Source organism: Pectobacterium aquaticum, from assembly GCF_003382565.3.
GTDB lineage: Bacteria > Pseudomonadota > Gammaproteobacteria > Enterobacterales > Enterobacteriaceae > Pectobacterium > Pectobacterium aquaticum.
The window spans coordinates 3,050,053-3,064,262 of record NZ_CP086253.1; the positions used below are offsets into that span (position 1 = coordinate 3,050,053).

Here is a 14,210-nt window from a genome sequence, read left to right on the forward strand (position 1 = left end):
GGAAGGGATTAGCTTGCAAACGCTGACAAGCTGCCAAACATCCGGCCATTACACCCAAAAGAACACAACAAGAATTGCTTTAATACAAGCTGTAATGAACGTTAGGAATACCGTTCATCAGGGCAGTCACACCGCAACCCCCCAGCAGCAAGCTCAAGATAAATCACAAGTATTACAAATTGCGTACCCCATAGGGAGGTAGCCGTATATTACGCCTGTAATCCCCTATAATAAATAGGTTTTTACGTGACCCAGACTAGGTTTTTGGCTTCAAATCAACTTTTCAACCAAAAGACACGAAAGGCGATAATTGACCTCGCGCAATTTAAGCCTATTTCAGAAATTATATCCAGAGGCGTTTTTTGATCTAAAACAATTTAATGCTTCTCTCGTGATTAATGCGTTGCATTAATTTCTTTATTGCACTCATTGTTAATGTGATGTTGCTTTTCGGTTTAATTAAAATTAATTCAGCAATATAATTTTTACTTTCAGTTATCGATTATTCACATGCTTTTCTCATCTTCTATTTTATGTCAAATTTTTATTTTTATTGCTGGCAACCGTGCAATATTTCTTGCTAAACAGGGTAATGACTCCAATTAGTTGAATTGAGGTGTACTGCTCGCTTTTGAGGTTTTCTTATGGCAAGCGTTACTGTTCATTGTCCCCGTTGTCAGTCTGCTCAGATTTACCGACATGGGCAGAACCCTAAAGGCCGTGATCGGTTTCGCTGCCGCGATTGCTACCGCGTGTTCCTGCTCACTTATACCTATGAAGCCCGTAAGCCCGGTGTCAAAGCGCAAATTACGTACCGAAAGATAAGCATCTGACGGGTAAAATCTTTACGCAGCGCATTGAGCGTAACAACCTGACTCTCCGTACCCGAATCAAGAGGCTGGCTTGCAAAACGATTTGCTTCTCGCGTTCAATAGCGCTCCACGAAAACGTCATTGGAGACTTCATCGAAAAATAGATGTTCTACTCATTGGCGGCATTACCAAAAAAGCCACCCGAAGGTGGCTGGTATATTTAATCGACTCATCGATTAACGCGGTAATATTGCTTTTACTGCATCGCCGATATCCGCTAGGCTGCGAACGGTTTTAACACCCGCTGCTTCTAACGCTGCGAATTTATCGTCAGCAGTACCTTTACCACCCGCGATGATGGCGCCAGCATGGCCCATGCGCTTGCCTTTCGGTGCTGTCACACCCGCGATGTAGCCGACAACCGGCTTCGTCACGTGCTCTTTAATGTAGGCAGCCGCTTCTTCTTCTGCCGTACCACCGATTTCACCGATCATCACGATGGCTTCCGTTTGCGGATCCTGCTCAAACAGCTTCAGGATATCGATGAAGTTAGAACCTGGAATCGGGTCACCGCCGATACCTACACAGCTGGACTGACCCAGACCCGCATCGGTCGTTTGCTTCACCGCTTCATACGTCAGCGTACCAGAGCGAGAAACGATACCGACTTTACCCGGCAGGTGAATATGGCCCGGCATAATACCGATCTTACATTCGCCTGGCGTGATCACACCTGGGCAGTTAGGGCCAATCATCCGCGCACCGCTCTGGTCGAGTTTCACTTTCACCGTCAGCATATCCAACGTCGGGATACCTTCGGTGATACAGATGATCAGCTCAATACCTGCGTCAATCGCTTCCAGAATGGAGTCTTTACAGAACGGAGCGGGGACGTAGATAACCGATGCCGTTGCGCCCGTCGCTTCTACCGCTTCACGCACCGTATTAAATACTGGCAGACCCAGATGTTCCGTGCCGCCTTTACCCGGCGTCACACCACCGACCATTTGCGTACCGTAAGCAAGTGCTTGCTCAGAGTGGAATGTCCCCTGACTACCGGTAAAACCCTGACAGATAACTTTGGTATTTTTATTAATCAGAATGGACATTATTTATCCCCCACTGCTGCAACAACCTGCTGAGCTGCACCCGTCAGGCTGGTCGCGGCAATAATATTCAGGCCGCTATCCGCCAGTTTCTTGGCACCCAGTTCCGCATTGTTTCCTTCAAGACGTACAACAACCGGTACGTTAACACCCACTTCGGCTACCGCACCGATGATACCGTCAGCGATCAAATCACAACGTACGATGCCACCAAAGATGTTAACAAAGACGGCTTTTACCTTGTCGTCAGACAGGATGATTTTGAACGCTTCAGTCACACGTTCTTTCGTCGCACCGCCGCCTACATCGAGGAAGTTAGCAGGAGAACCGCCGTGCAGCTTCACGATGTCCATCGTGCCCATCGCCAGACCCGCACCGTTCACCATACAGCCAATGTTACCGTCCAGCGCAACATAGTTCAGTTCCCACTGCGCTGCATGCGCTTCACGGGAATCTTCCTGACTTGGGTCGCGCATTTCACGCAGCTCAGGCTGACGGAACAGGGCATTGCCATCCGCACCCAGCTTGCCATCCAGACAGATCAGATCGCCCTGCTTGGTGATAACCAGCGGGTTGATTTCTACCAGCGCCAGATCGCGCTCAAGGAACAGCGTCGCCAGACCCATAAAGATTTTGGTGAACTGAGCCACTTGCTTACCGCTCAGACCCAGTTTGAAGGCCAGTTCACGGCCCTGATAAGGCTGTGGGCCGACCAGTGGATCGATCGCCGCTTTATGAATCAGCTCCGGCGTTTCTTCCGCCACTTTTTCAATTTCTACGCCACCTTCGGTGGACGCCATGAACACCACGCGACGCGTGCCACGGTCAACAACCGCGCCCAGATACAGCTCTTTGTCGATATCCGTTGCGGCTTCAACCAAGATCTGATGAACCGGCTGACCCTGTGCGTCAGTTTGATAAGTAACGAGTTTTTTACCCAGCCAGTTTTCAGCAAAGGCACGGATATCTTCTTTATTGCTGACGACTTTAACGCCGCCCGCTTTACCGCGGCCACCAGCGTGAACCTGACATTTTACGACCCACGGACCCGCACCAATTTTAGACGCGGCTTCTTCCGCTTCACGCGGTGTGGTACAGGCATAGCCGGTCGGTGCCGGTAAACCATATCGAGCAAAGAGTTGTTTTGCCTGATACTCGTGTAAATTCATGATGTTCTATCCATTTAGGTTTGGAGATAAGTCGGCAGACGGTTTTTCATCACCGAGTCTTTCGGTAGAGAAAAGCGCCATTAACTCTCTGATATATTTGGATAACGCCGCTGAGAAGAAGCGGCCTGCATAGCACATATGCCTAATATATACCCTAAATAATTCGAGTTGCAGGAAGGCGGCGACGCAGTGAGTCCCCAGGAGCTTACACAAGTAAGTGACTGGGGTGAGCGAGGAAAGCCAACGCACATGCAGCTTGAAGTATAACGGGTATACTTCGGGCGGAAACCGTCAGGGTTATCCGCCCGAGAGCCTATCTGTCGGACTACACGTCTAACAGTAGACGCGCTGGATCTTCCAGCATCTCTTTCACTGTCACCAGGAAGCCAACGGACTCACGGCCGTCAACCAAACGGTGATCGTAAGACAGCGCCAGATACATCATAGGCAGAATAACGACCTGACCATCAACCGCCATCGGGCGATCTTTAATGGCGTGCATACCCAGAATCGCACTCTGCGGTGGGTTGATGATCGGGGTAGACATCAGAGAGCCAAAGACGCCGCCGTTGGTAATCGTGAAGTTACCGCCCAGCAGTTCTTCAACCGTCAGTTTGCCGTCACGGCCTTTCACAGCCAGCTCTTTGATACGCTTCTCGATGTCGGCCATGCCCAGCGCATCCACATCACGCAGCACTGGCGTAACCAGACCACGCGGGGTAGATACCGCGATGCTGACATCGAAGTAATTGTGATACACCACATCTTCGCCATCAATAGACGCATTCACTTCTGGATAACGCTTCAGCGCTTCGACCACCGCTTTGATGTAGAAGGACATGAAGCCCAGACGTACACCGTGACGCTTCTCAAATGCGTCGCCGTACTGCTTACGCAGATCCATGATTGGCTGCATGTTGATTTCGTTGAACGTTGTCAACATTGCCGTGCTGTTTTTCGCTTCCAGCAGACGTTCTGCAACACGCTTACGCAGACGCGTCATCGGTACGCGTTTTTCGCTGCGCGCGCCCAGAGCAGGTGCTGAAGCCGCCGCCGGAGCCTCGGACTTAGCCGCTTTAGCAGGCTCCTTCTTCTGGGCAGCCAAATGCTTATCCACGTCTTCACGGGTAATACGACCGCCGACGCCGCTGCCTTTGATCGCAGTTGCATCGAGATCGTGCTCTGCAATCAGACGGCGGATTGCAGGGCTAAGCGCATCGCTGTTCTCTTCTTCCAGCCCAGCAGTATGGCGCTGTGCTGGTGTTGATTCTTTGCTCTGTGACTTCTCGCTGGTTTCTTTACCGGAGCTATCGCCACGGCGAATACGGCCCAGTAGCTGGCGAGACGTTACGGTCGCGCCTTCTTCTTCCAGCACGGCATCCAGAATGCCTGCTTCAGAGGCAGGCACTTCCAGCACAACTTTGTCAGTTTCAATTTCAACCAGCACTTCATCACGCTGAACGCTATCGCCTGGTTTTTTATGCCAAGTAGCAACAGTGGCGTCAGCGACGGATTCAGGCAGGTCGGGTACATGAATATCTACGCTACTCATTATCTATCCTTTTATTTAATCAACGTTCAGCGCGTCATCAACCAGATCTTGCTGTTGTTTCTGGTGTACGGACATATAGCCAACGGCGGGTGATGCAGACGCCGGGCGTCCTGCGTAACGTAAAGAAGCCCCAAACGGAATCACTTCACGGAAATGGTGCTGACTGCAATACCAGGCTCCCTGATTCAGCGGCTCTTCCTGACACCACACGAAATCGTGAACATGGGCAAACGGTTCCAGCGCAGCTTGAACGGACTGATGCGGGAACGGATAAAGCTGTTCGATACGGACGATCGCGACATTTTTTTGCTCGTTCTTGCGGCGCTGTTCCACCAAATCATAGTAGACCTTACCGGAACAAAGCACGACACGCTTCACGGCTGCCGGATCTAATTCTTCTACTTCACCAATCGCCGGCTGGAAGGAACCATTTGCCAGTTCATCCAGTGAAGAAATCGCCAGCGGATGGCGCAGCAAAGATTTCGGTGACATAACCACCAGCGGACGGCGCATACCGCGCAGCGCCTGACGGCGAAGCATGTGATACACCTGTGCTGGCGTTGACGGAATACAGACCTGCATATTTTGCTCAGCGCACAACTGCAGATAGCGTTCCAGTCTGGCAGACGAGTGCTCAGGGCCTTGACCTTCGTAACCGTGCGGCAGCAGCATGACCAGACCACACATGCGGCCCCATTTCTGCTCACCAGAGCTGATGAACTGGTCGATAACGACCTGCGCACCGTTGGCGAAGTCACCAAACTGCGCTTCCCAGATAGTGAGGGTGCGCGGTTCTGCGGTCGCATAGCCGTATTCAAACGCCAGAATCGCTTCTTCGGATAGCACGGAGTCCCAAACATTGAACTCACCCTGCCCGTTGTGCACGTGGTTCAACGGCGTGTAGCTGGAACCATTTTTCTGGTTATGCACCACAGCATGGCGATGGAAGAACGTACCGCGACCGCTGTCCTCACCAGACAAGCGAATCGGAATGCCTTCATCGACCAACGTGGCGTAAGCCAGCGTTTCTGCCCCGCCCCAATCAAACGGTTTGTTGCCCGCCGCCATTTCAGCACGGTCGGTATAAACCTTGGCAACGCGAGGATGGATTTCAATCCCTTCTGGCACTTCGCTGATACGCTTCGCCAGTTCCTGCAAACGCTTCATTTCCGTTGCATGCGGATAAGGTTCATCCCACTCATGGTTCAGATACGGCGTCCAGGTAAAGGACTGCATATCCATCTGACGCCATTCTTCCACCACGCATTCACCCGCATCCAGCGCATCGCGGTATAGGTTAACCATCTCGGTGGCATCTTCCAGCGTGATGGATTTTTCCTGCTCCAGACGATCGGCATAGACCTTACGCGGCGTCGGGTGCTTCTTGATCTTCTGGTACATCATCGGCTGCGTTGCACTTGGCTCGTCAGCTTCGTTATGACCATGACGGCGATAACAAATCAGATCGATGAACACATCACGTTTGAAGGTATTACGGAAATCCAGCGCCAGACGCGTAACAAACGCCACCGCTTCCGGGTCGTCTGCGTTAACGTGGAAAATCGGTGCCTGTACCATCTTGCCGATATCGGTACAGTATTCGGTTGAGCGAATATCCAGCGGGTTAGAGGTGGTGAAGCCGATACGGTTGTTGATAACAATACGTAGTGTGCCGCCAACTTCGTAGCCACGCACCGTCGACATGTTCAACAGCTCCTGCACCACGCCCTGACCGCTAATTGCCGCATCACCGTGAATAGTGATAGGTAAAACACGCGGGCCGCTTTCGCTATTCAGACGATCGAGACGCGCACGTACCGAGCCCGTCACTACTGGGCTGACGATCTCCAGATGCGATGGGTTGAACGCCAGCGCCAAATGCACCAGACCGCCAGCTGTCTCAAATTCAGACGAGAAACCTTGGTGATATTTCACGTCACCGGTACCGAGGTGTTCTTTATGCTTACCAGCAAACTCGTCAAACAGATCCTGAGATTTTTTTCCCAATACGTTGATCAGCACGTTGAGGCGGCCACGGTGTGCCATCCCCAATACCACTTCGCGAGTACCGTTTGCACCCGCATGGCGAATCAGCTCTTTCAGCATCGGAACCAGTGCATCACCGCCTTCCAGCGAGAAACGCTTGGCACCCGGATATTTGGCACCCAGATAACGCTCCAGCCCTTCGGCTGCGGTTAACTCTTTCAGGAAACGGCGTTTTTCTTCGAGAGAAAATGACGGTTGCCCCATTACCGATTCGATACGCTGCTGGATCCAGCGTTTCTCTTCCGTACTGGTCATGTGCATATATTCTGCACCGATAGAACCGCAATAGGTGCGTTTCAGCGCGTCATACAGATCTTCCAGCTTCATGGTGTCTTTGCCGATGGCAAAAGACCCCACGTTGAAAGATTCCTGCAGATCATCCTGCGTCAGGTTGTGGTAATCCAGATCCAATTCTGCAACAGGTTCCTGCGGGCGCAGGAAGATCGGGTCCAGGTTAGCTTGCTGATGTCCACGGAAGCGGAACGCATTGATCAGTTGCAATACCTTGACCTGCTTAGCATCAATATCAGGATCGGTGACTGACGAGGTAAAGCGCGAAGAGTCTTTCGCCAGACGGCGGAAATATTCACGCGTTTTGGAATGGAGTTGATCCGGTTTGACCCCACTCGTAGGCAATTGCTGGAAGATCGAGCGCCAGCTATGTTCGATCGAGTCAGGATCGGTTAAAAAATCTTCATAGAGTTGCTCTATGTAGGACTGATTCGCACCCGCCAAATAGGAGGAATCCAGCCAGGCCTTCATCGCGCCGTTCTGCATTATGATCCCTTAAGCTAATAAGCTTCAGTTTTCGCCGTGGTTAACATGTAATTAGTGTCCGTATATTGTTCGCCGTAAAAACGGTTCACTTGCCGTACTTCGGTACGCGCTTAGGGTATCCATCCCCCCCTAAGGAACCTTTAAAAACCGGTTCGGGCGCGTAAGCCGGTTTTTAAAGGTTTCCTGCGCTCCCTCTGAAGAATAGCAACTTCAGAGGGAGATACATGTTTTACTGCTTAATCTTTATGCAATAACACGTTACGTACTGACGAGTCATTACGCGCTACGGTGCAACAGCATCGATTTAATATGACCAATAGCCTTGGTCGGATTCAGCCCTTTCGGACACACGTTGACGCAGTTCATGATGCCGTGGCAGCGGAAGACGCTGAACGCATCGTCCAGATCGTCCAATCGTGGCGTGGTTTCAGTATCGCGGCTGTCAATCAGGAAACGATACGCTGCCAACAGCCCCGCAGGTCCGACAAACTTGTCCGGGTTCCACCAGAACGACGGGCAAGATGTTGAACAGCAGGCGCACATGATGCATTCATACAATCCATCCAGCTTGGCACGTTGTTCAGGCGATTGCAGATGCTCACGCGCCGGCGGATTTTTCCCATTATTCAACAGGTAAGGCTTTATTTTCTCATATTGAGCATAGAACTGCCCCATGTCCACTACCAAATCACGAACAACCGGTAATCCAGGTAAAGGACGGATAACAATTTTGCTGTTTCCGCGACGTAACGCAGAAACCGGCGTAATACAGGCCAGCCCATTTTTGCCGTTCATGTTGACGCCATCGGAACCGCAGACGCCTTCGCGGCAGGAACGACGGAATGACAGCGTCGGATCCTGCTCTTTCAGCAGCATCAGCGCATCCAGCAACATCATGTCGCGGCCTTCTTCCGCCTCTAACTGGTAATCCTGCATCCGCGGAGCATCGTCAACATCCGGGTTGTAACGATAAATAGAAAATTCGAGTTTCATCGTTTGATCTCCGCAATTAATAAGTACGTACTTTCGGCGGGAACGCCGGACGCAGTTTAGGCTGCATGTTCACCTCACGGCGCGTCATGCTGTCGGTTTGCGGCAGATACAACGAATGGCACAGCCAATTTTCATCGTCGCGCTCTGGGTAGTCGAAGCGGCTATGTGCGCCACGGCTTTCGGTACGGAAGTTGGCCGATACCGCCGTCGCATACGCGGTTTCCATCAGGTTATCCAGCTCCAGACACTCGATACGCTGGGTGTTGAACTCGCTTGAGGTATCATCCAAACGCGCATTTTTCAGGCGCTCACGGATCACTTTCAGCTCTTCCAGCCCTTTCGCCATCGCATCGCCTTCACGGAAGACAGAGAAATTGTTCTGCATACAGGATTGCAGCGCCTTGCGGATTTCAACCGGATCTTCCCCTGAACGGGTATTGTTCCAGCGGTTCAGACGGTCGAGCGAGGCTTCAATATCGGATTCGCTGGCATCACGGCTTTCGCCCTGCTCGTTCAACGACTCTTGCAGGTGAATACCCGCTGAGCGACCGAATACCACCAAGTCGAGCAACGAGTTACCGCCCAGACGGTTAGCACCATGAACTGAGACGCAGGCAATTTCACCCACGGCAAACAGCCCTGGAATCACCACATCTTCGCCTTTCTCATTCACCGTCAATGCCTGACCGCTCACTTTGGTCGGAATACCGCCCATCATGTAGTGGCAGGTTGGGATAACCGGAATGGGTTCTTTCACCGGGTCAACGTGAGCAAATGTGCGGGACAGCTCCAGAATGCCCGGCAGACGGGATTCCAGAACATCTTTACCCAGATGGTCCAGCTTCAGCTTGGCGTGTGGTCCCCACGGGCCTTCACAGCCGCGGCCTTCACGAATTTCGATCATGATGGAACGGGCAACCACATCACGGCCAGCCAGATCTTTCGCGTTTGGCGCATAACGTTCCATGAAGCGTTCACCGTGCTTGTTCAGCAGGTAACCGCCTTCACCACGGCAGCCTTCTGTCACCAGCACACCCGCACCAGCAATACCGGTCGGGTGGAACTGCCACATTTCCATGTCCTGCAACGGAACGCCCGCACGCAGTGCCATGCCCACGCCGTCACCGGTATTAATGTGTGCGTTGGTCGTGGACTGGTAAATACGGCCTGCGCCGCCAGTTGCCAGCACGGTCGCTTTCGCTTTGAAATAGACCACTTCACCGGTTTCGATACAGATCGCCGTACAGCCGACCACCGCGCCATCCTGATTCTTCACCAGATCGAGGGCATACCATTCGGAGAAAATAGTGGTGTGATTTTTCAGGTTCTGCTGATACAGCGTATGCAGCAGGGCATGACCGGTACGGTCAGCGGCAGCCGCAGTACGTGCGGCCTGTTCGCCGCCAAAGTTCTTGGATTGACCACCGAACGGACGCTGATAAATGCTGCCATCATCCAGACGGGAGAACGGTAACCCCATGTGTTCCAGTTCCAGAATCGCTTCCGGACCGGTTTTACACATATATTCAATCGCGTCCTGATCGCCAATGTAATCCGACCCTTTTACGGTGTCGTACATGTGCCACTCCCAGTTGTCCTCATGGGTGTTGCCCAGCGCAACGGTGATACCGCCCTGCGCGGACACAGTGTGAGAACGGGTTGGGAACACTTTCGATAACAAGGCACAAGACAGGCCCATTTGGGAAATTTGCAGCGCGGCACGCATACCTGCGCCACCCGCGCCAACAACAACGGCATCAAATTCTCTGACTGGCAAATTCATCACGCACCCCACACCACAATAGTTCCATAAATGACGTACACCAACAGCGCAACCACAATCGCCAACTGTAAAGTCAGGCGTAAGGCCAACGGTTTAATGTAGTCGGTCAGCACTTGCCACATTCCTATCCAGGCATGAACCAGAATGGAAAATAACGTTAGCAGTGTGAATACTTTGGTGAGGGCCATCGCGAAGAAACCACGCCAGATTTCATACGTGATGTCGCCAGCCGTAGCAATAAAACCAATAATATAAATTACATACAGAACAATGACGATGGCGGAAGCGCGAATCAGTAACCAATCGTGTACGCCATTGCGTCCTAACGCAGAAGCATTGCTTACCATACGAGGACTCCAGCCAGAATTGAAAGCACGACAGTAATAATAAAGGAGATATTTGCAGAACGCTTGCCTGCGGCAAAGTCTTCTTCTATATAGCCAAAATCCATCAACAGGTGACGTATACCACCAACAATGTGATAAGCCAACGCGACGAGGATGCCCCAAACGATAAACTTGACGATGAAGCTATCCATAATTTCCGCAGCACGCAGGAACCCTTCCTCTGAAGAAAGAGAAGTGCCTAACAGCCACAGTAAAATACCGACAGCGACAAAGGTGATAACGCCGGAGACGCGGTGAAGAATAGATGCTATCGCAGTAACGGGAAACTGGATCGTCTGCAATTCCAGATTGACAGGTCTTTGTTTTTTCACAGATTTGCCCACACAGCTTTTATTATTGTTTCTTCCTCCGGGCCTGATGTGAGGTCAGACAGCATGAAAGTTACAGCCCTGAAAAGTGGGTTTACGATACGCGCTCAAACATCGACATTCCGGTGTCTAAACAGCGCATGATCCTTTCATACTGGGTGCTCCTACTGCAGGGTGATTCCGGAGACCTGTCGGCAGTATAGGTACTTCACATTCCCATTACAATTCCCATACAAACTGTTTGGTGACATTTGCCCCGAACAGTGATTTAGATCACGAATTTCACAATTAATATAAAATTGATTATCCGATTTGACAAAAGTTCAACATTTCAATTACAACTAGGGGATTGAATTCCTTATGATGTGTTAAAGCACGACGGCGACACTTCCACACTGGCGTAACTTATGTAACAGTGAGGAGAGTCCACGTAAAAGTCATAGGTAATGACTACAATCTATTCAGAGCACAACGCATTTATCTGAATATCGTTAATTACCTGGAGAACGAATTTTTCATCCTGAATGCGGCTATCCGCCTTACTCTGTATCCTATTTGACGACTGTGTCACGACAGAGTTTCACCGGCCATTATCCGCCCGGTGCACAGGCATGACGGTATTTCTTCAGTGAAAATATTTAAAATTAAAGCGCTAAGGAGACTGTAAATGGCTGATAAGAAAGCAACACTTACTCTAGAGGGTAAAGATCCAATTGAGCTAAATGTCCTATCGGGTACATTGGGGTATGATGAGATTGATATTCGTCCCCTCGGTTCTAAAGGTTACTTCACGTTTGACCCCGGTTTTACCTCTACCGCATCTTGCGAATCCAAGATTACCTATATCGACGGCGACGAAGGCATCTTGCTACATCGTGGCTTCCCGATTGCCCAACTGGCTGAAAAATCGAATTATCTTGAAGTCTGTTACATCCTGCTGTTCGGCGAAACCCCGACGGTAGAACAGTATGAAACCTTCAAGACCACCGTGACACGTCACACCATGATTCATGAGCAGATTACTCGTCTGTTCCACGGTTTTCGCCGTGATTCACATCCAATGGCTGTCTTGTGCGGCGTCACCGGTGCACTGGCGGCGTTCTACCACGATTCACTGGACATTAACATTGAGCGCCACCGCGAAATCGCGGCCTACCGCCTGCTGTCCAAAATGCCGACCGTTGCAGCAATGTGCTACAAATACTCACTGGGCCAGCCGTTTGTTTATCCGAAAAACAACCTGTCCTACGCGGGTAACTTCCTGCACATGATGTTCTCCACCCCTTGTGAAGAGTATGTTGTGAATCCGGTACTGGAACGTGCTATGGACCGTATCCTGATCCTGCATGCCGATCACGAACAAAACGCCTCGACGTCTACCGTGCGTACTGCTGGCTCGTCTGGTGCGAATCCATTTGCCTGTATCGCCGCGGGGATCGCCTCGCTGTGGGGACCGGCGCACGGCGGCGCGAATGAAGCCTGTCTGCGTATGCTGGAAGAAATCAGCAGCGTGGAGCACATCCCTGCGTTTATCGAGCGTGCTAAAGACAAAAACGACTCCTTCCGCCTGATGGGCTTCGGTCACCGTGTGTATAAAAACCACGATCCGCGCGCCAAAGTCATGCGTGAAACCTGCCATGAAGTGCTGAAAGAGCTGGGCAGAAAAGACGACCTGCTGGAAGTGGCGATGGAGCTGGAAAATATCGCGCTGAACGACCCGTACTTCATTGAGAAGAAACTGTACCCGAACGTCGACTTCTACTCAGGCATCATCCTGAAAGCGATGGGTATTCCGTCTTCCATGTTTACCGTTATCTTTGCGATGGCGCGTACCGTGGGCTGGATTGCGCATTGGAGCGAAATGCACGCCGACGGCATCAAGATTGCCCGTCCACGTCAGCTGTATACTGGCTATGACAAACGTGACTTTACGTCCAATCTGAAAAACGACTAATCCATTCAGTACGTGTAAAAAGGCCGGATTTTCCGGCCTTTTTTTATAACGGCACTAAAGGGATGACTTACAACCTAAACTTTGCGTGAATCGCAATAAATAGCCATCCGGATCCTGTACCAGAAAATTACTTTCCCCGTGGTACACCTCATGATCGCGATACCAGCACGTTTCCACGGGTCTGCGTAGCGTATAACCCGCACGTTCAATCTCCGCCGCCAGCGCCTGAGCATCTGGGCACTCAATCGATAAATTCATACCACGACCAAACGGCGGTTCTAAAGGCTCCACACGCCAGGGTGACTCGGTTAAATAATCCTGTTCCAGCATCAGTTGGCTCCCATGAAAAGAAAGGAACGCGAACTTATCTTCAGGCCTGTCGTACTCAATCTGAAATCCCAAAACGTGGCAATAAAACGCCAGACTCTTTTGTAAATCAGAGACAATCATTTCTGGAATTAACGTATTCATCTTGCGCATAAATCACTCACATTATTACTTCTGGCAACTCGGGCACCAATAGAACGGGCGTGATGACAGTATCGTTCTTTCGATGATCCCACCGCAGCGCTCACAGCGTTCCCCTTCACGATGGAAAACCTTGAACGAAAAAATCGCCCCGTGATGTCGATTCTCATCAACGGTGCCACGCGTGTTGTAGGACAAACGGGGAATCTCCAGCAGCGCTCGACTTAACCTCTGCAACTGTTCCTCATTCAACTGCGCTGCCGTGTGTTGCGGCGCAAGCTGTGCCTGCCAGAGAATCTCGACGCGCAGATAATTCCCCAGCCCAGCGAGAAAAGCCTGATCCAACAGCAGCCCACTAAACTGGCGACGACGAAAACGGGGTAATAACAGACGCTCACACACCTGTTCCGGCGTCAGTGAGAGATCCAAGACATCGGGGCCGATACGTTGCAGGAAAGGATGCGTCGAGAGCGTCTCCGGCGTCAGCATTTCAATATCTGACGCGCTGTAGAGCAGAATAGCGCGATCCTGCGTTTCCAGCCGGACGCGCAAATCCCGCTTTGTTTCCGGTGATTCACCCGCACTCACGGCTCGCCACACGCCATAAAGCTGATTGTGGCTATACAACACCCGATCATTGCTAAAATAGGTCAGCAGCGCTTTTCCGCGCGTTTCAATCTGCCTGACCTGCTGCCCGACCAATTCTGCCTCGTATGGCTTCAATTCTGGAAATGCAAACCAGACACGCGTCAGCGTTTTGCCCACAACAGCCTCAACCAGCTTATCGGCCGTCCGGCGAATTTCCGGTCCTTCGGGCATACCTTACTCCCTGAAA

At 51.3% G+C, this 14,210-nt stretch carries 11 protein-coding genes and 1 pseudogene; 2 read left to right on the plus strand and 10 right to left on the minus strand.

Annotated elements, in window-relative coordinates; translation table 11 throughout:
- Nucleotides 1-644 precede the first annotated feature (644 nt).
- Nucleotides 645-976 (plus strand): annotated as a pseudogene (locus DMB82_RS14180) (IS1 family transposase).
- A gap of 72 nt (nucleotides 977-1,048) precedes the next feature.
- Here DMB82_RS14180 and sucD read toward each other — a convergent pair.
- The 8 genes from sucD to sdhC form a co-directional block, all read right to left on the minus strand.
- Nucleotides 1,049-1,921 (minus strand): succinate--CoA ligase subunit alpha, encoded by an 873-nt coding sequence (gene sucD, locus DMB82_RS14185; protein WP_102116655.1) that lies wholly within the window; start codon nucleotides 1,919-1,921, stop codon nucleotides 1,049-1,051.
- Complete coding sequence (gene sucC / locus DMB82_RS14190) at nucleotides 1,921-3,087, minus strand: ADP-forming succinate--CoA ligase subunit beta (RefSeq protein ID WP_010299192.1); 1,167 nt, start codon at nucleotides 3,085-3,087, stop codon at nucleotides 1,921-1,923. Before sucC ends, sucD begins: the two co-directional genes overlap by 1 nt.
- A gap of 325 nt (nucleotides 3,088-3,412) precedes the next feature.
- On the minus strand, nucleotides 3,413-4,639 hold the full coding sequence (odhB, locus tag DMB82_RS14195; RefSeq protein WP_116156554.1) for a 2-oxoglutarate dehydrogenase complex dihydrolipoyllysine-residue succinyltransferase: 1,227 nt from the start codon (nucleotides 4,637-4,639) through the stop codon (nucleotides 3,413-3,415).
- Between the two features lie 15 nt (nucleotides 4,640-4,654).
- A complete protein-coding gene (gene sucA, locus DMB82_RS14200; protein ID WP_102116657.1) occupies nucleotides 4,655-7,462 on the minus strand; it encodes a 2-oxoglutarate dehydrogenase E1 component in 2,808 nt (935 codons plus the stop codon).
- Nucleotides 7,463-7,738: 276 nt separating this feature from the next.
- Entirely contained in the window at nucleotides 7,739-8,455 is a 717-nt protein-coding gene (locus tag DMB82_RS14205) for a succinate dehydrogenase iron-sulfur subunit (protein ID WP_010299189.1), read from the minus strand.
- Nucleotides 8,456-8,471: 16 nt separating this feature from the next.
- Nucleotides 8,472-10,238, minus strand: coding sequence for a succinate dehydrogenase flavoprotein subunit (gene sdhA / locus DMB82_RS14210; protein WP_039535911.1), 1,767 nt, complete (start codon nucleotides 10,236-10,238; stop codon nucleotides 8,472-8,474).
- The gene (gene sdhD / locus DMB82_RS14215) at nucleotides 10,238-10,585 is read right to left on the minus strand and encodes a succinate dehydrogenase membrane anchor subunit (RefSeq protein ID WP_010284997.1); all 348 of its coding nucleotides are present in this window, start codon (nucleotides 10,583-10,585) and stop codon (nucleotides 10,238-10,240) included. The genes sdhA and sdhD overlap by 1 nt, the downstream gene beginning before the upstream one ends.
- Entirely contained in the window at nucleotides 10,579-10,968 is a 390-nt protein-coding gene (gene sdhC, locus DMB82_RS14220) for a succinate dehydrogenase cytochrome b556 subunit (protein ID WP_010284996.1), read from the minus strand. The genes sdhD and sdhC overlap by 7 nt, the downstream gene beginning before the upstream one ends.
- 652 nt (nucleotides 10,969-11,620) lie before the next feature.
- Between sdhC and DMB82_RS14225 the strand changes: the two genes are divergently transcribed.
- Nucleotides 11,621-12,907 carry a citrate synthase gene (locus DMB82_RS14225; RefSeq protein ID WP_102116658.1) on the plus strand — a complete coding sequence of 429 codons (1,287 nt, stop codon included), beginning with the start codon at nucleotides 11,621-11,623 and terminating at the stop codon, nucleotides 12,905-12,907.
- A 54-nt stretch (nucleotides 12,908-12,961) separates the two neighbouring features.
- On the opposite strand, the gene DMB82_RS14230 is transcribed toward DMB82_RS14225, so the two are convergent.
- The gene (locus DMB82_RS14230; protein WP_102116659.1) at nucleotides 12,962-13,387 is read right to left on the minus strand and encodes a bleomycin resistance protein; all 426 of its coding nucleotides are present in this window, start codon (nucleotides 13,385-13,387) and stop codon (nucleotides 12,962-12,964) included.
- A gap of 15 nt (nucleotides 13,388-13,402) precedes the next feature.
- Nucleotides 13,403-14,194 carry an endonuclease VIII gene (gene nei / locus DMB82_RS14235; protein WP_116163673.1) on the minus strand — a complete coding sequence of 264 codons (792 nt, stop codon included), beginning with the start codon at nucleotides 14,192-14,194 and terminating at the stop codon, nucleotides 13,403-13,405.
- Between the last annotated feature and the right edge of the window lie 16 nt (nucleotides 14,195-14,210).